The 20,511-nt window shown below is 42.9% G+C and carries 19 protein-coding genes; 2 read left to right on the top strand and 17 right to left on the bottom strand.

Annotated features, from left to right (window positions below):
- Window positions 1-135: 135 nt before the first annotated feature.
- The 7 genes from H9647_RS04740 to H9647_RS04710 all read right to left on the bottom strand — a co-directional run bounded on the left by H9647_RS04740 (window position 136) and on the right by H9647_RS04710 (window position 6,335).
- Window positions 136-897 carry an acyl-[acyl-carrier-protein] thioesterase gene (locus H9647_RS04740; protein ID WP_225229100.1) on the bottom strand — a complete coding sequence of 254 codons (762 nt, stop codon included), beginning with the start codon at window positions 895-897 and terminating at the stop codon, window positions 136-138.
- A gap of 127 nt (window positions 898-1,024) precedes the next feature.
- Complete coding sequence (locus tag H9647_RS04735) at window positions 1,025-1,891, bottom strand: AraC family transcriptional regulator (RefSeq protein WP_191798544.1); 867 nt, start codon at window positions 1,889-1,891, stop codon at window positions 1,025-1,027.
- Between the two features lie 98 nt (window positions 1,892-1,989).
- Complete coding sequence (locus H9647_RS04730) at window positions 1,990-3,075, bottom strand: Gfo/Idh/MocA family protein (RefSeq protein WP_191798543.1); 1,086 nt, start codon at window positions 3,073-3,075, stop codon at window positions 1,990-1,992.
- Window positions 3,076-3,145: 70 nt separating this feature from the next.
- Window positions 3,146-4,315 (bottom strand): Gfo/Idh/MocA family protein, encoded by a 1,170-nt coding sequence (locus H9647_RS04725; RefSeq protein WP_191798542.1) that lies wholly within the window; start codon window positions 4,313-4,315, stop codon window positions 3,146-3,148.
- 2 nt (window positions 4,316-4,317) lie between these two features.
- On the bottom strand, window positions 4,318-5,199 hold the full coding sequence (locus H9647_RS04720; RefSeq protein ID WP_191798541.1) for a sugar phosphate isomerase/epimerase family protein: 882 nt from the start codon (window positions 5,197-5,199) through the stop codon (window positions 4,318-4,320).
- A gap of 207 nt (window positions 5,200-5,406) precedes the next feature.
- Window positions 5,407-5,904, bottom strand: a complete 498-nt coding sequence (locus H9647_RS04715; RefSeq protein WP_191798670.1) for a metallophosphoesterase family protein — start codon at window positions 5,902-5,904, stop codon at window positions 5,407-5,409.
- 47 nt (window positions 5,905-5,951) lie between these two features.
- A complete protein-coding gene (locus H9647_RS04710; protein WP_191798669.1) occupies window positions 5,952-6,335 on the bottom strand; it encodes a DivIVA domain-containing protein in 384 nt (127 codons plus the stop codon).
- Window positions 6,336-6,585: 250 nt separating this feature from the next.
- On the opposite strand from H9647_RS04710, the gene H9647_RS04705 reads away from it, so the two are divergent.
- Window positions 6,586-7,164: a TraR/DksA C4-type zinc finger protein gene (locus tag H9647_RS04705; protein WP_191798540.1), complete on the top strand. Its 579-nt coding sequence runs from the start codon at window positions 6,586-6,588 to the stop codon at window positions 7,162-7,164.
- A gap of 60 nt (window positions 7,165-7,224) precedes the next feature.
- On the opposite strand, the gene H9647_RS04700 is transcribed toward H9647_RS04705, so the two are convergent.
- The 3 genes from H9647_RS04700 to H9647_RS04690 all read right to left on the bottom strand — a co-directional run bounded on the left by H9647_RS04700 (window position 7,225) and on the right by H9647_RS04690 (window position 9,369).
- Window positions 7,225-7,782, bottom strand: coding sequence for a winged helix-turn-helix domain-containing protein (locus H9647_RS04700; RefSeq protein ID WP_191798539.1), 558 nt, complete (start codon window positions 7,780-7,782; stop codon window positions 7,225-7,227).
- Between the two features lie 159 nt (window positions 7,783-7,941).
- Complete coding sequence (locus H9647_RS04695; protein ID WP_191798538.1) at window positions 7,942-8,964, bottom strand: Gfo/Idh/MocA family protein; 1,023 nt, start codon at window positions 8,962-8,964, stop codon at window positions 7,942-7,944.
- A 45-nt stretch (window positions 8,965-9,009) separates the two neighbouring features.
- The gene (locus H9647_RS04690) at window positions 9,010-9,369 is read right to left on the bottom strand and encodes a helix-turn-helix transcriptional regulator (protein ID WP_191798537.1); all 360 of its coding nucleotides are present in this window, start codon (window positions 9,367-9,369) and stop codon (window positions 9,010-9,012) included.
- A gap of 315 nt (window positions 9,370-9,684) precedes the next feature.
- Here H9647_RS04690 and H9647_RS04685 point away from each other — a divergent pair, with 315 nt between their 5' ends.
- On the top strand, window positions 9,685-10,707 hold the full coding sequence (locus H9647_RS04685) for a phosphotransferase family protein (RefSeq protein WP_191798536.1): 1,023 nt from the start codon (window positions 9,685-9,687) through the stop codon (window positions 10,705-10,707).
- A gap of 66 nt (window positions 10,708-10,773) precedes the next feature.
- Here H9647_RS04685 and H9647_RS04680 read toward each other — a convergent pair whose 3' ends face one another.
- The 7 genes from H9647_RS04680 to H9647_RS04650 form a co-directional block, all read right to left on the bottom strand.
- On the bottom strand, window positions 10,774-11,928 hold the full coding sequence (locus tag H9647_RS04680; protein WP_191798535.1) for an acyltransferase: 1,155 nt from the start codon (window positions 11,926-11,928) through the stop codon (window positions 10,774-10,776).
- A 342-nt stretch (window positions 11,929-12,270) separates the two neighbouring features.
- Window positions 12,271-12,876, bottom strand: coding sequence for a general stress protein (locus tag H9647_RS04675; RefSeq protein WP_191798534.1), 606 nt, complete (start codon window positions 12,874-12,876; stop codon window positions 12,271-12,273).
- 109 nt (window positions 12,877-12,985) lie between these two features.
- A complete protein-coding gene (gene hrpB, locus H9647_RS04670; protein ID WP_191798533.1) occupies window positions 12,986-15,517 on the bottom strand; it encodes an ATP-dependent helicase HrpB in 2,532 nt (843 codons plus the stop codon).
- A 191-nt stretch (window positions 15,518-15,708) separates the two neighbouring features.
- Complete coding sequence (locus H9647_RS04665; RefSeq protein WP_191798532.1) at window positions 15,709-16,518, bottom strand: SDR family oxidoreductase; 810 nt, start codon at window positions 16,516-16,518, stop codon at window positions 15,709-15,711.
- Between the two features lie 90 nt (window positions 16,519-16,608).
- Window positions 16,609-17,451 carry a hypothetical protein gene (locus H9647_RS04660; RefSeq protein WP_191798531.1) on the bottom strand — a complete coding sequence of 281 codons (843 nt, stop codon included), beginning with the start codon at window positions 17,449-17,451 and terminating at the stop codon, window positions 16,609-16,611.
- A 13-nt stretch (window positions 17,452-17,464) separates the two neighbouring features.
- The gene (locus tag H9647_RS04655) at window positions 17,465-18,217 is read right to left on the bottom strand and encodes a vWA domain-containing protein (protein ID WP_191798530.1); all 753 of its coding nucleotides are present in this window, start codon (window positions 18,215-18,217) and stop codon (window positions 17,465-17,467) included.
- A 50-nt stretch (window positions 18,218-18,267) separates the two neighbouring features.
- Window positions 18,268-20,385 carry a serine/threonine-protein kinase gene (locus H9647_RS04650; protein ID WP_191798529.1) on the bottom strand — a complete coding sequence of 706 codons (2,118 nt, stop codon included), beginning with the start codon at window positions 20,383-20,385 and terminating at the stop codon, window positions 18,268-18,270.
- Between the last annotated feature and the right edge of the window lie 126 nt (window positions 20,386-20,511).

Below are 20,511 nucleotides of genomic sequence, written 5' to 3'. Positions count from 1 at the left end.
GAACTTGACTCATTACGAATCCCTCCCTTTCCGTTATACTTATTATTCATTACCATAAACTAGTAAATTTCAAACATGAGGGTTATTTCGAGATAAAAAAACACTACAGAATGTAACTCCGCAGTGTTTTCATATTTAATCTTCAAACTGGATTTGTGCTTCAAAAATGATCTTTCCTTCTTCATTTATACCTTTGAACCAGATGGATTGATCTATGAGGTCGGAACGTTCAATTATTCCCTGTTCACCAAGTTTCACTTCTCGGTGATAGGTAATCCGAAAGCGATTCATACGCAGATTCCGAACTTCCTCTGCTCCTAAGCTATCGTAACAGAGATCTGCATACTTGGCATTATTTACATGGCCATTACTGTCCATAAGACTATATGTAGCAATGAATTCATAAGCTTTTCTCATTTCCAACTCTTGCGGAACAGCTACCTTATCGGGAGGTCCCTCTGAAACCTCTCCTTCTACGATCGGAATCTCATATGGAAACGCAGTTGGACGCATAATTTTCCGTTTATTAATATCCACAAGCGTCCAGGCCGAACGAGCATATCCTGCGGCTCCTGAAGATCCTATTAATTCGTAATCTCTTAACCAGACAACTCCCCGGTAACCCTTAGACCACGTGGTCAGTTCCATCTTTTCCTCAAGTACAGGGTGCTGTGTAATTGTTAGATCCATAGTCATCAGCATCCATCCGAAACCGTCTCGCAGCATTTCCGAAATGGTAATCCCAAGCTGCTGTAAATGTCTGTCTGCACCATCTTGCAATCGTTCCAGCAAGGCGGATAGTTTTATTTTCGATTCCGTATCAGCTTGACTAGAACTTACAATGAATGTTTCGATTCCTTTTTCATTCATCATTTCATTCTTGATTTCATTGTTCATTTCATTCACGATTTTATTCACATCCTTTATTCACTTTCAAGTAACACTTTACTCCTTATCGTGAAAGAAAGGCAAATCGTGACTGTCATCGTCGTATAAAAATCGTGAGCTAGAATGAGGGACTTAGTTAACGTAATCGGGATACTTGGCTAGTTCGATAAGCTTCAGGTGTACAGCCTGCTGCCTGCTTAAAAGTACGGCTAAAGTGAGAGATCTGTTTGAAACCTGCTTTGCGGCTGACTTCCGTAACACTGAGATCAGGCTGAAGGCGAAATAACAGTTTGGCTTGATTAATCCGTCTTTGATATAAATACTTGATGATCGTAGTACCGGTTAATTCTTTAAACAGGGCAGCCATATAAGGTTTAGATAAATGAAGTGCACTCGCAATATCGGAAAGATTCATTTCTTCCATATAATGTACTTCGAGATAGGTAATGATCCGCTGCAGATGTTCCTCTTTATCTGATAAAATCCTTCGATGCTTCATCGCCGTTTCAGAGAAATGTGCAGTCATCACAAGAAAATCGCATAACTTAAATACAAAACGATCATAGGACCAATCTTGTTCCTCGTGCTTCAGAAATAACTCATTCATCTGAGTGAAGATCAACTCCACTTCCATTTGCTGTGCTTTAGAGAGATGAATCACTTCGTTGTTTAGTCTTTCAAAAGGTTCAAGGAGCCTTTTTGCTTTCTCAGGCTGTGCATATTCTTCGATTACGGAAGGATAAAAGTGAAGCGTAGTACGGATATACGGTATGACTGGTTCGGGGTGTGCCTGATGCAACGTCATTCCATGCATAAGAATCAAATCTCCTGGTTCAAGTACATGAATTCGATCCCCAATAATATAGTTGCACTTACCCGTGTGAAAATAATAAATTTCATAGTAAGGGTGCGAATGAAATCCATCTCCCGCCTCGATATGTAAGGGTTCACAATTTAAATAATTAAAATTAAGCGGCTCCTTCATCTGCAATGTGTAAGCCAATCGTAAGGTCACTCCTTTAATCGTTACCCTGTTCTTAGGCTCCATTGTAACATGATGCGGTCTGCCGCTGTTATAGTCATTGTCCTGCGATCTTACAATTATTTAGCCAAGGTAAGCTGCTCTGCTTGCTGCTGAGCAATCAGACATAATTCAGCTGCTTTAAAAGCATGATCTTGTGTCATCGCGTTCTCCGTCCGATGTAAGCAATCGAGTATCAATTGACCAAAGAAAGGATACCCTACCTTTCCTTTTACTCCGAAGCGATATTCTCCCTCGTGATTCACAAGATATACTTGATCGCCTTCTTGTTCCCTCGCAATATCCGTATACTTTCTAAGTTCAATATATCCGTCTGTACCGAGAATGGTAGTTCTCCCATCCCCCCAGGTAGACAGACCATCTGGCGTGAACCAGTCCACTCGAAAATAACCGGAAGCTCCGTTATTGCCAACGAGTGAAGTTTCTCCAAAGTCTTCAAGCTCCGGATATGCAAGATGATGTAGATTAACCGCCCGGCTGTACATCACTTTTGCGTCCTGACAGGAGGAAAAACTAAGGAACTGCTCCACCTGATGGCTGCCAATGTCACAAAGAATGCCTCCATATTGCGATTTACGAAAAAACCAATCTGGACGACTAGCTGCATTGAGCCTGTGAGGCCCTGTCCCCATGACCTGAATAACACGACCAATCGCGCCCTGGTCGATAAGCTGCCCTGCATATACCGCACTTTCTACATGAAGACGTTCACTATAATAGACCATATATTTCCGGCCCGTTTCTTTTGTTTTTCTACGAGCAGCTTCTAGCTGATCCAGTGTGGTAAACGGTGTTTTGTCGGTGAAATAATCTTTCCCTGCATCCATTACAGCAAGCCCAAGATCGCTCCTTTCTGAAGGGATGGCCGCTGCTGCCACCATCTTCACTTCGGAATCTTGCAATATTTCTTCCAGCGATCTAGCAACTTTGACTCCGGGATACCGCTCAATGAATGATTTTATTTTCTCAGGGTCTTTGTCGTACACCCATCTCAGTTCTGCCCCCGCCGTAATTAAACTGGAGCACATCCCGTAAATATGTCCATGATCCAAAGCTGCCGCGGCAAATATAAATTCTCCAGGACCACATACCGCCTTCTGCGCTGCACTCTGAGGAGAGTATAACATTCCATCCTTTGCACTCATGAGAATCCTCCTATTCTTCTTTGGACATTTACTCGTGAATCATGGTTTTTAGTTAGATAACTTCATCAAGTTAGAAGGTACCTTTCAGATCAACGGGTTGTGTCTGTTCGTATCCTTCCGACTTGCTAACTTTAGAATGGCGGATTCGATCCTGCAGCTGCTCATAAAATAACTCTTCATCGATAGGAAGTTCCACCCAATCATCAGTCCAAGTAGACAAATACATTGCATTCGATAAGGTAAGCCCGTTAATCCCTTCTTCTCCTGGAGCGATCAGCGGTTTCTGTTCTAGAATAGCATCGATAAAATTTTGAATAATCCCAGGATGTCCTGTCTCGATCCCCGGAGTAGGGATTTTCTTTTGTATATATTCAGGTTTGCCAAAAGCATCCGTGTTTCGTTTGTTAAATTCACTCTCCGGTTCACTTAGCTGCCAGAATGTCATCTCTCCATCTTCGATTACAATCTTCCCGCGGTCGCCTGTGATCTCAAAACGATTCGTACCCGGAGCATCTCCAGTTGTCGTAACAAATACACCGGTAGCTCCGTTTTCGTACTCTACATAAGCCGTAACGTCATCTTCCACTTCTATATCACGGTATTTACCAAAAGAACAAAATGCACGAATTCGCTTCGGCATCATACCGGTTGCCCACTGCCATAAATCCAGTTGATGAGGATCTTGGTTAATCAGCACCCCACCGCCTTCACCAGCCCAGGTAGCACGCCAGCCTCCCGAATTGTAATAACACTGCGAGCGGTACCAGTTCGTAATGATCCAGTTCGTTCGTCTAATCTCTCCCAGTTCACCAGATGAGATCAATTCTTTCAGTTTGATATACAGCGGATTCGTACGCTGATTATACATGATGGAAAATACTTTTCCGCTTTTTGCTGCCGCTTCATTCATCTCACGCACTTGCTTGGTATATACACCCGCAGGTTTCTCAATAAGTACATGAATCTTGCTTTCGAATGCTGCGATCGCCTGTTCCGCATGGTGATAATGTGGTGTTGCCACGATAACAGCATCGATCATACCCGATTGCAGCATCTCAGAAGGTTCACTATAGAATTTGATACCTTCTGGCAGTGTTTGTTCCGCCCATACCCTAGCTGAATCTCTGGCATCACATACAGCACTTAGAACGGCTCCTTCTATCTGACCTTTCCCCAGCGTCAACGCATGTGAAGAGCCCATATTACCGATCCCGATTACGCCAACCCTTACGAATTTCATAGCTATACCTCCGCCCGTATCTCGCCAAGAAGCGCTTTCATATGATGACTGAAATTTTTCAGCATTTCCTCTGAAGAAAGACTTTGACTAAAATCCTCGATCCCTAAATACCCTTTGTAATCTACAGATACCAAGTCTCGGAGCACCTGACTCCACGGCACTATTCCACCAAGCAATGGCGACCAGTTACACTCATACTCCAACTCCACGGAATCAGTAGTACCACTTATTCCTTCTTTCTTTTTCCAGACCGCATTTTTGACATGGACATGTGCAAGATAAGGACCAAGCATCTCAAGACCCATTCTGTAATTCTCAAATCCTTCATGCACCATGTTTCCCGGATCATATAAAACACCCACATGATCGGGATCAAAACGGGACACCAAACGATAAGCGAGCGAAGCACTCGGGGCAATGGTTCCATGGTGTGTTTCGACAAGGGCCTTTACACCATAGGTTCGGGACATTTCCTGAACTTCGGACAAGTACGCATCCGCCCGTTTATACAATTCATGGTAGTTTTCCGTTCTGTTATAAGAAGGAACACCTACTCTCATCATAGAAGCTCCTAGAACACGTGCTGCTTCAAATGCCTGCTCAGTAGAAGCAAGATCTGTTACCGATAAATAAGGTACAAGTGCAATAGAGGTCAGTCCTGCTTGCGCTGTTAAGTTTCGTATATCCAGTATGTTATCGTTCGTTCCAGCTGGATCAATCGACGCGAGATTTCTTCCCCAAAACGAAGGGGTTTCCGCCCGTGCCTCATCTGGAATTCCTTTGTATCTCCATTCAATGCCTTCGATTCCGGCAACAGATGCAGCCTTTACCAGTTCCTTTGGCGTCATATCCGGGGTTGCTACGGTAAATACAGATAACTTCATTTTGAGACCTCCTTCCAAATAAAAGCGTATTCATGTACTATCGTAGCATCACTTTAAAGGCACAGATACGTTACCTCCCCAACAGAAGAACCTCAGATAACGAATAGAGGAAGGTGAACACTCTCATGCAAATAAAATAACGCAAACCCCTCTAGTCCTGCGAATAGGGGGTTTGCGTTATTAGATAATTTTATAGAAAAGTACGTTTTAAGACTTATGATCATAAAAAACATGTTCTGCATGAATGTCGCCATCGATGGTGATCACGCCATGTGAATATTGCTGTTGTCTTCGTTTGTCTGTCGGTGAACCTGGATTAAACAATATACAGTTACCATGCTGTTTTAATAAAGGGATATGAGAATGACCAAAAATAATACAATCTACCTCTTCTCCACTGAATGCAGCTAGCGCATTCGCCTCGGTACTCCCTTTTCCAAGATGTCCATGTACAAGCCCAAAACGCTTTCCTCCTGCTTCTACAATCGTTTGCTCAGGTAGGATGCCCCTTAACATAATAAGGTCCGTATTCCCTGTTACCCCATGAACCTTACCCATAGATAAGAGTTCTTCATAGACTGACATGTCACTCCAGTCACCCGCGTGAAAGATAAGGTCAGAATCTTGAATATCATGAAGCAGCGGAGCTGGCAGTGCCTTGGACATTCTAGGCATATGTGTATCGGATAGAACAGTTATTTTGATCATATTCGTGTCTCCTTCATTAAAAATGAATGGTTACTATGACTTACTTAGTCAAGATATGGATCTCTCGCTTCCGGCCGAGGCATTTTTCCTTTTAATTGACGAATGCTGTATTCGAGCTGCTTCACTACTTCTCCGAGCTGTTTACGATCAATGAGATTTGGATCTGCTTCCGGTTTTGGAGCATTTTTCATACTTCGAATCGTATACTGCTGCTCTTGCCATTTATCCATCAAATCCGAAATATGGGCATAGAAACGTTCATAATCCTTAATGACAAGGTCCAAAAATTCATCAACCTCATCTGGATCATAACCTCTGAGTTTATAATTAAATTGCTTTTCATGGATTGATAGAGCATCCAGTTGAATGCCGAGCTGCTTAAATAATTGTTTTTGCTTATCTAAACGACGCTTCATATGTTCATCCATCATAACGACCCCCATTACATCTTTCCTAAGGAAACCCCTTCCCTCTTCAGACAAAGGTTCCTTCTATTTTATATCATAATTTACGCGATTAAGAAAACGATTCCGTATAAAACCTGGCTTTATGCGCCATAAATTTACTTCTTATCCAAATATCATAGGTTAAAAAGCCAACATTCATAGACTTGGTTGTAATTCAGTAAAACAGGGTAATTAGATGACACAATCGAAATCTTGAAGGGAGACGTCAATTATGACAGCATCACTTACAAAAACAGAATTAAAAACATTACAAGAACGACTTCTTGAAGAGAAAGAATCCATTCAGAATCATTTTGATATTAACCGAGAGAGCTCTGAGGACGAGCCCGACTCTCTTAGGGAATCTATAGGAGAATTATCTGCTGTTGATAATCATCCTGCGGACTTAGGTACAGAAACCTTTGAACGCGCACGTGATCTAGCTGTAGATGAGCACCAAAGCAATGAACTCGATCAAATTAATCATGCCCTTGATCAAATAGAAGCAGGCTCTTACGGCAAATGTGAAATATGCGGTAAACCCATCCCCTTTGAAAGACTTGAAGCACTACCGTACACAACACTTTGTGTAGAGGATGCGGCCAAAGTACAGGAAGGAGATCTTAACGATACACGGCCTGTAGAGGAACAAGTCATGACCCCTCCTCCACGCGGTGCAGGAGAAATCAGCCAGCGTAATGCCGGTAAATTTGATAATGCGAGTGCATGGGAAACAGTAGAAGACTTCGGTAACTCTGATTCACCGGCTACTTCAACGAAAAGAGACGTTAAAGATTATGATGATATGTAATCCTTGACCACCATGTGAGAAGAACCTTTCCATTTTTGGAAAGGTTCTTCTTTACTGTTACTAATCGGGGTTACGGACAAAACTAGCAAAGAGATCATAGCTCGCCTTCTCTTTCTCTTTTACTTTCCTTTTGCTGAAATAAGGTTCGCATAATCGGACCATTTCTTGCTGTAAGACTTTTGCTTCTGCCTCTGTCATATACAGCGTACGATTAAACAACTGTACGGAGGAAGCATCCTCGGATGTCCTCTCTACATAGTTGGTTTTATGACGGTCAAATAACTCATTCAGGTGCTGAACATTTTCTCCCTTAACTACTTCTTGTATTTCTGCATTTTCTGTATGTTTCTTTCCGATCTCTATTTCTCCAGAAAAAACGGCGTAATACTTTGCAATAATTCCGTTAATTTCTTTTGTGTTTACTAAGGTTAACAGACCAATCTTCTCTAATTTTTTAACATGATAATGTACTTTGGCAGGAAGTTCTCCGAGTTCATCAGCAATTTCCTTCACCGTAGCCGGCTTACCAAAACGGCGAAATACATGTAAAATCCTCAAACGATAAGGATCGGAATATATCTTAATCTCTTCCGTAGTAGACAAAACTTTTACATCCATGAAAGATCCCACCTTTAATAAGGATTGATGACTATTATAGAGTGTACGGATGCACGGGTCAAAACTACCAAAAACGCCTCTTATGGATATACATACTATCGGAGGCGTTTTCTATAAGATAACTATCATTTTATGGAACAATACTAGAACAGAAGAGTGTTAAAAAACAGGGACCATCGCTGGCAAGGTGACTCGTTCCCTTTTACGAGCAGACTCTAGGCAGGCCTCAATGACCCTTATATTGTGAACTGCATCTTCCGGTCCGAAAGGAAGCGGTTTGCCGTCAAGAACAGCATCTGCAAAGGCCTCAGCTTGAAGTACAAAAGAATTGGACACAGAAACTCGTTCTTCCCGAGTGACATGATCGGTATGAATAATAATTTGCGGAGGAATATCGCTATTTTCCCAACCGAATACTTTTGGAAGTTCAATTCTTCCTTCTGTCCCGAGTATTTCGAATTCTGCTCTCGCACAAGCCCACATACCGCAATCAAATGTCAGTGCGACTTTGTTAGGAAATTCAATAAGTCCCGACGCCATCATATCTACATCATCATGTTCTGGTGAGAATAGAGCGTGTACAGTAACTGCTTCTGGTTCTCCTTCAAGGAACATACGCGCTGCTGAAATAGGATAGACACCGACATCGTAAAGAGAACCCCCACCCATGTCGTTTTTAAAACGAACATTTTCTTTATCATCACAATTATTGTAAGTGAAATTGGCATGAATAGCGCGAACCTCTCCAATTTCTCCGCTCTCAATGATCTCTTTTACGCGCTGGTGTTTAGGATGATATCGATACATGAAAGCTTCTGCAAAAACGACATTTGCTGCCTTACACGCATCAATCATTTGAGTAACCTGTTCTTCGTTCAGTGCTGCAGGCTTCTCACATAATACGTGTTTACCCGCTTTCGCTGCTCGAATCGTCCACTCCATATGCAGATGATTCGGCACTGGAATATACACAGCATCGATCTCTTCATCTGCAAGCAGTGCATCATAGCTTCCATATGCTTTTGGAATATTTAATTCTGCCGCAATGGTTGCTGCCCGGCTCTCATCCCGGCTGGCAATAGCTACGACCTGACCACGTTCCGATTGCTGTAAAGCAGGTATCACTGCATTTATGCCTATCTTCGCAGTGCTTAAAATTCCCCATCTGATCAGCTCACTCATCGCTATTCTCCCTTTCTGTTACAGATGAACCGCTTTTCGTAGATACTAAAAGTTATCTCGCTCTGCTTTATTAAGCATACCAAGACACCTGTCCAAATCGACCTTTACCTGCTTTTTATATAAAGAGGCTTTTTCTTCTCCACCATCCGTAAAGTGATATAATACGATCTCTTGGAAATCGACGCGAGGGTCGCTTCCCTTTAATCGCTTGGTTCGATAGAACACGCCTTCCTGAACCAATTCATGTAAGGCTCGATAAACTTCACTCTGAGGGGGAACATAACCAAACCCTTTGAATTCATCCTTCATGGCTTCCAGCATTTCATAGCCGTAACCTCTATGCTGCTCGACCATGGTAATTAAATAAAGTTTAATAAATGCACGCTGGGATATCATAAAAGCCAACTGATGTCCTCCTCTCATTACAATCAAATAACCATCTTTGTTCCATTATAAACCTCTTTTTATGTCTTGACATCCTTCTATTTTTCCGTATAACCATTTTGTGACAGCAAATATAACATAGTGAATATGAGGGAATCTTATGAAGTTTGATATGAAAAGTAGCTCGAGAGCTCTTTTGAATTTCTTTTGTGAATTTTTCATATATTGAAAATATTGAATAATTTGTGATTTGTTTCAGCAAATCCATTTAAATTCTTCTCTAATTCCTCTCTTTACGTATCATTTATTGTAAAATAAGGAAATCAAATAAGAGGAGTGGTTATTCTGACGACCCGCATTTACTTTTCTGCTCCGCGAATTACGAACATTCAGCAGAATACCATCCAGGAGATGTTATCTCGCTGGGGACTCGGTACTTTACACTCCTACAAGCCGACAGAACACGGAGTTATGAAGCAAACTCTATTTATTCATACCTCAACAGGAGATTATGTATTTAAGGGGAATCCTCTTTACCCAGGGCAATGGAAAGAAGAACAGTATATGATTCAGCAGCTTAAACAACATACAAAAGCACCCGTTCCAGCACCTTATGTTATAGACTCAGCGGAGGACCTTTTCGGCTATTCGTATGTAATCATGCCTCTTCTGCCTGGGGTTCATTATCATGATCTGGATAAACTTGCTCTGTCTGAAGAAGAACATCAAGTGATCCTGTCTAAGCTTGCTGCTGCGCTTCTTGAACTTCACAACTGGAGAACAAAGGAAGCTTCTGAATATGATCCAGAAACGGAAGATCTACGCCCCTTCCATCAGGGTCTCTACTCCTTTTCTAAGGAGCAAATCTTATACTGGCTCGAAGACGCCAAAAAATACTCCCCTATTGAAGATGCAGATATGGACTGGGTTCACGAAAAAATAAGTGCAGCTGAGTCCTCCTTCTGTGATATAGAGATGTATTCGTTTGTTATGGGGGACTACAAGTCAGAAAATATCTTGATTCAGCAAAATGCCGGCGAATGGGAAGTGAGTGGTATTATTGATTTTACGACCGCTTATTTTGGTGATCCACTCGCAGACGTCGTTAAGTTCACCACTCAACTGCTATGGAAGGGGCAGCAAAAAAGAGCTGCTTTCTTTCTCTCTTCTTATCTTCAAAACGCGGATCTTCCGAGTACTCCTTATGATATCTCATCCCGTCTTTCTATCCATTTCTTATACAGTCTGATTCTCAAATGGGGAGAAATTCATGCTACTGGACAGTATGACAACAAAAATCCATTGACCTTTCGGGAATTTGCTTCTCATCATCTAGATATCGTCACGTCAATATACTAAAAAATCCTGGGTACTCGTATATACGCGAGCACTCAGGATCTTTCCTTTGCTATTATGAATTTTTCATCATCTGTTATTTTTCCTTGTTGGGATATGAATGCCCACAGCCCACTTTCCAATCTTTAAATAAGCGATTAACCGTGTTGCACCGAGGGATAATAAAGAAGCGATCAACCAGGTAAATAGCATTTTCCACGGGACATTCCAATTTGGGTATAGGACGGCTTCTATCTTATATGTACCGATTAGCATCAGCGCATGCATAAGGTAAGCACCAAATGACAAATTTCCTATATCAGCAAATAGGCGTGAACATTTTCCTTCAGGTAGTCTCATCGCTATGAAATAAACAACAAATAAGGAGATCACAAGATATAATGCCATGTCAGGTTTCAGTAAAGTGACTCGGTTAAATTGAATATACAGTCCATCTGGGGTAAGAAATTGACCAGAAAGTTCGTATACATAGTAACCCGTAAACAATAGGAAGAGAGGAACGAACAGCATTCTCGATTTCCATACCATGGACTGCCACCAATTCGGATATAATCCCGCAGCAGCGCCAAGCAAAAAGTAAAAGAAAAAATACAAGACATTTCGATCTGCATATACCGTGAGCCACGGAGTAATGAATGGGATATCAGCAACTTCTGCTGTGACTCCAATCTTTCCACGATAGAACATGAGAATAAAATAAATAACACCCATCATCAGCAAAAAGTAGAGTAAGATCGTTTCTCTATATTTATTTCTTAGCAGCAATACACCTTGGCGGATGATCGGAAACAGTAAATAGAGCTGCATAATCATAATGATATACCACAAGTGATAACTGCTTTTTCCAGTCAGCAGCTTCGTGAGGATTCCCCCCAGATCCAATGAACTGAAACCAGCCAGTCCGGCTGTCTGCCACGCATAGAAAAGAATATAAATCAGGGACCATATCAAATAGGGAAGAAAGATATCGGTAATTCTTCGTTTAATAAAAGTACCGCTTGTAAATCGGTCTTCATAGTTATAGAAGAGCACCATGCCCGTTATAAAGAGAAACGCAGGCACTGCAAATTTTGATAACATAAGAAGCACAGACATCATCACACCATCTGTATAGGTAACTTCAGGTACATATGCATAATGAGCTATAGAGTGCTGTAGAACTACGGCGAGGAAAGACATTCCTCGTAACGTTTCGATCGCTGTTATTCTTGGTTTACTTGACACATATCCTCCATGAATTCATACATTTATTATTTTATTTCGTTGTTAAGAATCAATATTTCCTAATAGTAGTGTCGGGAAACGGTCCTTCCGTGCTCATGCTCCACTTGTTTTGTCTGGACGTAAGTAGACTCGAAGAAGTAAGGGTCCAGCCAAAGCCAAAAGTCGCTATGATCTCGGAATGATCTTATTCCCTAGAGTCACGTTGTCGGGAGGCGTAGGAAAAAAGGACTCAAGAATCAATCATACACGAAATCTAACATTGACGATATAACAGATAAAACCTCCCTAGCCAGAAGGCTTGAGAGGTTCGTATTACTGCTTTATTATAAGATTTATTCCTTGTTATCGCATGTTACGATCGATATTGGTTTTGATTGCTTCCTCTTCCGCCCGGTCTCTTGCAACACGATCAGGACCCGGAAGATTATTTTCTTCCTCATAATCACGGTAACGATCTGCATTTAGCGACCGATTATCTCGGAAAATGCCGTGGATTTCACGATCTGTACTTTTTTGATCTACGAGTACAAGGATATTCCCTTCGTCAACATTTCTTTCATATTCCTCAGCTTCATCTTCTGGAATACCCAGACCCACTAATCCGCCAACTAACCCGCCTGCACCTGCACCTACTGCTGCACCGGTTAGAGTAGCTGCTATCGGCCCTGCTGCCAAAATCGGTCCAATTCCTGGAATCGCCAAGGCACCAATTCCTGCGAACAATCCAGCTAGACCACCAAGCACACCGCCCGTAGCTGCACCCGCTGCCACGCCTTCCGGAGCTTTCGTACCCGTCTCCGATTCGATTGCTCTCATATCGTCTTTACTTCGTGTAATCACCGAAATTTCACTGTTGTGATATCCTCGGTCTTGTAACTGTTCAATTGCCCGTGCAGCTTCTTGTTCGGTTTGAAATACCCCTACGACTTTTTTAGTTTTGTTAACCATTATCATTTCCTCCTCATCGAAAAGTAATCTGTGCTTGTTAATTACCCTTCTTTACAAGGTCGAAACAATAAACGCCAAATATAAAATGCTTCTTGTGGGGTTACCCAGGCTATTTCCCTTTCGGTTTAACACGGTTTGTCGCTACTGCCTGTAGTGGATCTTCCGGCCAGTAATGTTTAGGATAACGCCCTTTCAGATCCTTCTTCACCTCGTAATAACCTTCTCGCCAAAAACTGTTCAGATCCGAAGTAACTTGTACAGGTCTTTGCGCAGGGGATAGTAAATGAAGCGTTAGAGGAACACGTCCTTCTCCCAGTCGCGGGCTTTCTGTAAGACCAAACATTTCCTGCAGTCTGACAGCGATATATGGAGCCCCTTGTCCATCATATCTGATAGGAATCTTAGAGCCGCTGGGTACGGTGTAATGGGTAGGAGCTTCCTTCTCAAGTGTCTGTCGTTCTTCCCAGGATAAGCTATCTAAGAGTACGGATGTAATAGATATCTGCTGTAATCCAGCTGCGGAGCGTACCCCTGCCAAGTAAGGCGGGATATGCTTAAGTAGGTATTCAAGAAGAGCAGAATCCGAAAGATCCGGCCAAGCAGGATTTACGCTATGCAGAAATTGCATCCGTTCCACTAACTGATGAGTGGTTTTATTCATAGAAAAGACAGACAATCCTTCTTCTCTTATTCCTGCTAGTAATGCTTGTAAAATATCTTCTTCAGGCGGACTCGGATAAGCCATTTCTTTCAGGATAATCTCTCCACGTTTCTGCCATTTCAAGGATCGCACACTGCGTGTGCTTTTATCCCAGAACACTTTTTCTTGGGTCGTAATGAGTTCTTTTAAATAAGTGTAGATATCCGCAAGTGCAAGTGGAGCGCATGTTCGAATAATCCCATCCGCCCCTTGGTCATCCGCTTCTGCAACAACAATATAAGGAGCAGTGAGGCCGCTCATCGCAGAAGAGGCCCGCACCCCTCGGCCGCTTGCAAGGAAATAGCGGCCATCTTCTCTTCTTTGCCCGATCCGGTCCGGATAGGCAAAGGCAAGCAGTAAGCCGCAGCTTTCCTGCGGAGGTAGAGACTCGCCTTCGGTCTGGCGTGTCTCTACCTCTCTGTACAGCTGGCGGCTCTCTTGGATGAGGCTGCGCAGGGAAGCCTCATCTTGGGAGGCTGCCGAGGCAAAGCCGGCAGCAGAGAGTGTCCGCAGATGTTCGAGCTGCGGACGAAGATCCCATCCCGCCCTCGGGCCCAGTAGGCGGGATGATCCTTGCTGCAATAGCGCGCCGAGCAGACTGGCATCTTTAGCCAGTCCTAGCTTCGCCGCTTGCAGCAGCATGTGTCCAATGCGGGGATGTGTCCCCATCCCCGCTATTTGTTTACCGCGGCTAGTTGCATGGCCGCGGTCATCGAGGCAGCCTAGCTGCTGCAGTAGCGCAGTTGCTGCCTCATAAGCGCCCGCAGGCGGCAGATCAAGCCAGCGTAAATCGTCCGGGTTCTGCACGCCCCACACCGCAAGTTCAAGCGCTACAGGAGCAAGATCTGCAGTGAGAATCTCGGGTCGGTTCTTTTCTGGTTTGGCATCCTGCTCTAATGCACTCCATAAGCGGTAGCATATCCCCTCTGCTGTTCTTCCTGCCCGGCCCTTTCGCTGATCCGCGGAAGCTTTGGAGATTGGAATCGTCACTAATCGACTCATGCCGGAACGTGAAGAAAAGACAGAATCTTTTCTTAAGCCACTGTCTACTACCGCTCCAATCCCTTCAATGGTTAAACTGGATTCCGCAATGGTTGTGGCCAGAATTACTTTTCGCTCCACTGTACCTGGAGTTAAGATTGCACGGTCCTGTTCTTGCTGTGATAAAGCTCCGTAAAGCGGATATACTTTTATATTCGGACCCAAATCCTGTTCTTCTAGCATTCTCATCACGCGGTGAATTTCTTTTGCCCCAGGTAAAAAAGCTAAGACATGCCCTTCTTGCTGACGTAATGCAAGGGGAATAACCTGAGCCATATGCGTCTCCATATCCATATTATGAAGCTTTGGCATATACTTCGTTTCTACTGGAAAGGTTCTTCCCGTACAAGTAATCAGCGCAGCATCACCGAGCAGAGAAGTTACAGGTTCCGCTTCAAGCGTCGCGGACATAACTAGGATTCGCAAGTCATCCCTGAGCACAGATTGACACTCCAGTGCAAGCGCCAAAGCCAAGTCACCATGTAAATTGCGTTCATGGAACTCGTCAAAAATAAGAAGCCCGACCTCTTCGAGTGCCTGATCATGTTGCAGCATTCGCGTTAAGATTCCTTCGGTTACTACTTCAATTCGAGTATCACTGCTTACCTTACTATCCATCCGAACCCGATAGCCTACTGTTTTCCCAACAGGTTCACCTATACTTTTTGCCATTCTCATTGCGGCATTCCTAGCAGCCAGTCTTCGAGGTTCAAGCATGATTATCTTTTTGTGATTCATCCATTCTTCTTCTAATAATGCTAGAGGAACGACGGTTGTCTTCCCAGCCCCGGGCTCTGCAACAAGAACAGCCGAGGTTTTTTGCTTAAGTTTACTTTTTATTTCAGGGATGACTTGATAAATTGGAAGGTCGTGATCTTGATTCCATGTTGTTTTTCGCATTTCAATTCTCTTTTCTCCATGTCTCCATGATTGGTTATGAATATTCAATCTTTCAGTTCTGCACGAATTTGAAATTCTTACTGATATAATGTATATAAAATAACGAAAAAAACCGCCTCCCGCAAGGGAAACGGTTGAGCTATATGATATTTTGATAAATAATATATCACAAGTCTAGGCGATATGCTGCATTAGCTGAGGAGAGACTCCGCTCCATCAATCACAATTTGTGCCCCTGTAATATGCTGCGCAGCATCGGAAGCTAAAAAAGCAACCAGTTCCGCAACTTGATCGGGTGTTCCCGGTCCATGAGAGAGCGGCTGTCTTCCGTCGGGAAATTCCATCTTGATCGAAACTTCACTAAGCTCTTCCGATGTATCCGTACTCTGATCAATATGCGTCGTAATCGCACCCGGGCATATCACATTCACCCGAATTTTAAATTTGGCGAGTTCAAGAGCCGCCATTTTAGCAAAAGCGACTTGCCCTGCCTTTGAGGTACTATACGCTGACATGCCTATATTCGAAAATGTGTAATTCCCATTAATGGAGCTGGTAATGATAATACTTCCACCATTTCTTTTTTTCATATGAGGCAATACGAATTTCACCGTAAAAAATGTGCCTCCTAAGTTTGTGTTTATCGTGTTATGCCAATCCTGAATATCAATATCTTCAATAGGAGCGACAACACCATTAATACCGGCATTCGCAAACACAATATCAATTCCACCAAACTTATCGATCGTATCATTTACTGATTTCTCCACACGATTTGGATCAGATATATCTACATCATAAGAGACCACTTGACCCAAATTCATCTGTTCAATCGATTTTTTCGTTTCTTCCGTACGTTCATCGATCAGGTCAAATAAAGCAATATTAGCCCCTTCTTTCGCTAGCTTTAACGCCGCTGCTTTGCCGATACCAGAGCCTGCCCCCGTAACAATCGCTGTTTTCCCTGAAAAGCGCAATCCATTTTCCGAAGATGATGACATATAAAATCACTCCTTTGAGGTCTCTGATCCAGAGATATATAGAAATTCTCTTAGACAGCCTACCCAAAGGAGTGAATTTTTAACAACTATTTATGATTTCCAGTTCAATTCAATAAAAGCAGCATCATCTTCGAGTCCACCTGTATGCGGCGCATCCATCAACACTTGAATTTCCTCATCAGGTAAATGAATTCCAATCGGATCAAGTTCACCCATTCCATCTGTGTATAAACGAAGTACAACATCTTCTCCAACCGGAAATGTTTGTTCGTACACATGAGGACTTCCTCCAATGGGTCCTTCTGCTGTTGACCACCGTTCTGATGTCCTTCTCGTTTTGTCAAAAGAGTGATCCATCTCTTTCCCGCTGCGGAAAAGCCGAATTCTAGAGTCACCCTGCCAAGCAAGCTGCAAACGACTTCCTTTTTTACCGGTGCCGAGCTTTATTTTTCCGCAGATATACATGGACTGGCTTCCTAATTTTTTCTTCGTTTCAAGCACTTCCTGCAGCATCATTGGAATATTTACATTCTGACTATCTGCGTAGTTACTAAGCTCACGCGAAGCGGGAATGGTAAGGCTCATCAAAAATTGATATAACAATGAAGAAGACCAGTCTTTGGTTTCGTTCATCCATGCGCATAACGCTTCTCCAAGATATCTTGCAGCAAAATCCCCATGATAACTCATGGACACTCCATCACAGAGTACAAAGGTACATACATCACCCTGAATATGAACCGCTGCAAAATCCTGTCCTTTATCGCCATAAGATGCCGTTTCAAAGGATAGACCGTATCCATATCGACAGAGCCAGCGTCCTTTATACGTGGATAAAGACTGGTTCGTATGTTGTGAACTTACATAATGAAAAGTGTCCTCGGAGAAGAGCTGCTTTCCACGATCTGGTACTGACGTTCGCAAAGACTTCAAACCCTTCTCCTCCTTACCTTACCGGCGTAGCTGCTGACATTTGGAATCCAATCGAGACCAATTCTGCGCATGAGCCAGGCAGCATCATTAATGAACCGGGGGATAATAAGTAGTCTGCTTCCATCAACATTTCCCGATAACTCTCAGGAAGAACTGATGACATAGCTCGCAGCTTCTCCCCATGTTCATCCTTTAATTCGGTATCTATTAAAATACCGCCCCATCTTCTCGGCTCTGTAATAGGCGCATCCAGAAGATGATCCGAAATAAATATATTTTCAATTAGAACATTTCCATCCGGCACACTCATATTCATAATTCGTTTTGCAATTGGTTCAGGATCTTCCCCTGTTGCAACCCCATCTGTCATATGACAGATAAGCGGTGCAGGACAATCTTGCATATGAGGCAGCTCGCTTTGCAAAATCTTCTCCGCTTGTAGAAAAGCTTTGGCCGAATCTGAAAACCGCATCGGCGTCAGGTCTGGGAGTGAGCCAATGGCTGCAATCTCGTCAATTCCTTTCACGCCGCCAAGTAAATCATATACATCATCACTGTAAGCCAGAATGGCAATTCGATATCTTGGAGTGAGTCTATTCCCTTTCGTGGAGCGAAAAACCATTTGGCGTATGGCGAGTGACAAAGCATCATACACAATGTCCATCCGTCGACGATTATCCATCATCATATTCATGGAAGCACTAATATCAATTAAATAAATGATTAGTGCAGGCGTACGTTGTGAGGCTTGTATTGTATAATTCATTCTTGTTCCTTCACCTCTAAAATAATTAGAAATAATAAAATGAGGATGGATCAAATATTCGGTAAACGATAACTTCGATTACTGATAAATTTCTTGATATGTTTTACCCGTTGCGATATTTTTCCGACTCCGTTATAGTAACTAGCATCTTTCTCATAGCGCTCCATAAAATCTCTGGCATACGTTCTCGCGTTTTCGATTTTTTTGCCTTTCTGAGCATTGTAAGCCAAATTATAAGAAGCGATGAGCTGAACTACATTTTGAGCACGTTTTTTCTTTAAGGCTGCCGCTTCTTCTGCTTTTTTCTGTGCGGCTTTTTTTTCAGCCGCTTTTTTCTCTGCTGCCTTTTGAGCTGCTAATTTTGCAGCCGCTTCCTTTTGTTTTTGTTCTTCTGCTTGTTTCTGTTTAAGCGCTTGTTTGTCTGCCAAATACTTTTCATACTTAACTTGTTTATCGTATTTCGCTTGTAATTCCGCCTTTTTTGCAGCTTCTTTCTTGGCTTCTACCTTAGCAAGATAAGCTTCATATTTTGCTTGCTTATCGTACTTCGCCTGTAATGCAGCTTTCTCCTGGGCCTCTTTTTTAGCAGCTTCTTCATCTGCTTTCTTTTGAGCAAGTGCCGCAGCTTCTTGTTTCTTCTTTTCTTCCGCAAGCTTGGCAGCTTCGGCAGCCTGCTGAGCCTCCTCTTGTTTCTTTATCTGCTCAGCCTCTTGCAAAAGAAGTGCTTGTTTTGTCTCTGCACGTTCCGCGAGGGTGTGCACCCCAGGAATAGCGATTGCTGAGACAATTACGACAACTGCTGCTGCAATGGTTAGTTTTTTATTACGCTGCCAGAATGGAGGAACTTTTATAGTATCGCCTTCATCCTTTTTGAGATGATCGGCTTCAAGCTGCTGGATCGCAGCACTAATCTCAACGGATAACGCGCTGCCAGATTCTGTTTTGGAAAGAACAGAACGATAAGCATCTATAGCAGGTATAACCTCTCCGCTTTTCTCTAAGTCTCTTGCTTTTTGAATCTCATATTGTATTTCTTCGGATGTCCAAACTTTGCTAGTCAGTTGCTCATTCTGAGCACTAGATTCTGCCGAAAGGTTAGATGGAGTACTCAAGATCTCCTGATCTATCGTATGAATGGCAGATTCTACTTCCAAAGGTTTATTGATAACCGCACCTGCTGTTAATCCTTCATCATCAGTGTCCGCTTGAACTTCATCCTTATCTTCTTCCGGCTGAAGTTCAACATTAGAAAGGGCAATTAACCATTCTCCAAAAGTAGGACAGCTGCTTAGATCCTGACTATTCCATGCTCTGCTGAATAATTCCGAAATTTTGCGACCATATCTTGTTTCTAAAAAGTGCATAAGCTTCATGTATCTCTCACAGCCCGTTTGAAGTTCGCGCTGATCAAAATAACTTTCACCGTAAGTAAGGTCCACGATCTCTTTATCACAGTAACCAAGCATTTCTGCAAGAATCACGGCTCCTGCAAAACGATCTGCATAACTGCTCCATAAACCGCTGTTCACGATACGGTGGGCAGCATATCCAGCTGAACCTGCTAATAAAGCATCGGGTCTGTCCATTTTCGGACTATAAATCTGTTCCACATCAACGAGTTCCACTGCTGCAGAGCCTTCAGGCTGTTCATCTTCGGAAAAAAACGGAATAAGTACATTGGGGGCTGATAGATCACAGTGTGCAATCCCTCTTTGCTCCATAGCAGATCCGATCCCGGCAAAAGAGGCCGCAAGTGTCAGACTTTCACTAGGAGTCAAACGTTTTTTGTCACATATGATATCGAACCAGGTAATCCCGCCGATCCATGGCATAAGCACTGAGTATAGTAGATCCCCATGCTCACTAATTAATTTTCCGTTTCTTTCAGGAGTGAGCACGTCACGATTGCAAACCTGCAAGCCTGACACTTCGCTATACTTTTCCATCTGTTCAGATTGATAGACCATGGCGGGGACACGGAACTTAGGGAAAAACACTTTTAACGCTTTGGATTCATATTCGTTACCGTCGGCAGGAATCAACTTATATACGGTACCTTGTCTTCCCGTCTGTGCATATGCAATGCCAGGGGCAGCCGGATGTTGTCCCACCTGGTAAGTAACCCCATTAATATGGAGCTGATCCCCCGGATTGGGTTGAAAAGACATGAACATCCCTCTCTTTTCGTTGTCGATGCAAGAAAACCGGAAGTTATGTTAACTCCCGGTTTCCAGGTTGATAAAGCTATTGTTTAAATGTAGTGAATCCATTTCCTAACTCATGTAAGTATAATT

It is taken from the genome of Paenibacillus gallinarum (assembly GCF_014836635.1).
Taxonomy (GTDB): domain Bacteria; phylum Bacillota; class Bacilli; order Paenibacillales; family Paenibacillaceae; genus Paenibacillus; species Paenibacillus gallinarum.
Note: the sequence above shows the minus strand (reverse complement) of the source record. Positions and strands in the feature narration are given on the sequence as shown.

Coding starts and splice junctions, on each gene's coding strand:
- H9647_RS04740 (WP_225229100.1), bottom strand. CDS start 897: ATGAACAATGAAATCAAGAATGAAATGATGAATGAAAAAGGAATCGAA.
- H9647_RS04730 (WP_191798543.1), bottom strand. CDS start 3,075: ATGAGTGCAAAGGATGGAATGTTATACTCTCCTCAGAGTGCAGCGCAG.
- H9647_RS04725 (WP_191798542.1), bottom strand. CDS start 4,315: ATGAAATTCGTAAGGGTTGGCGTAATCGGGATCGGTAATATGGGCTCT.
- H9647_RS04720 (WP_191798541.1), bottom strand. CDS start 5,199: ATGAAGTTATCTGTATTTACCGTAGCAACCCCGGATATGACGCCAAAG.
- H9647_RS04710 (WP_191798669.1), bottom strand. CDS start 6,335: ATGGATGAACATATGAAGCGTCGTTTAGATAAGCAAAAACAATTATTT.
- H9647_RS04705 (WP_191798540.1), top strand. CDS start 6,586: ATGACAGCATCACTTACAAAAACAGAATTAAAAACATTACAAGAACGA.
- H9647_RS04700 (WP_191798539.1), bottom strand. CDS start 7,782: ATGGATGTAAAAGTTTTGTCTACTACGGAAGAGATTAAGATATATTCC.
- H9647_RS04695 (WP_191798538.1), bottom strand. CDS start 8,964: ATGAGTGAGCTGATCAGATGGGGAATTTTAAGCACTGCGAAGATAGGC.
- H9647_RS04675 (WP_191798534.1), bottom strand. CDS start 12,876: ATGGTTAACAAAACTAAAAAAGTCGTAGGGGTATTTCAAACCGAACAA.
- hrpB (WP_191798533.1), bottom strand. CDS start 15,517: ATGCGAAAAACAACATGGAATCAAGATCACGACCTTCCAATTTATCAA.
- H9647_RS04665 (WP_191798532.1), bottom strand. CDS start 16,518: ATGTCATCATCTTCGGAAAATGGATTGCGCTTTTCAGGGAAAACAGCG.
- H9647_RS04655 (WP_191798530.1), bottom strand. CDS start 18,217: ATGAATTATACAATACAAGCCTCACAACGTACGCCTGCACTAATCATT.
- H9647_RS04650 (WP_191798529.1), bottom strand. CDS start 20,385: ATGTCTTTTCAACCCAATCCGGGGGATCAGCTCCATATTAATGGGGTT.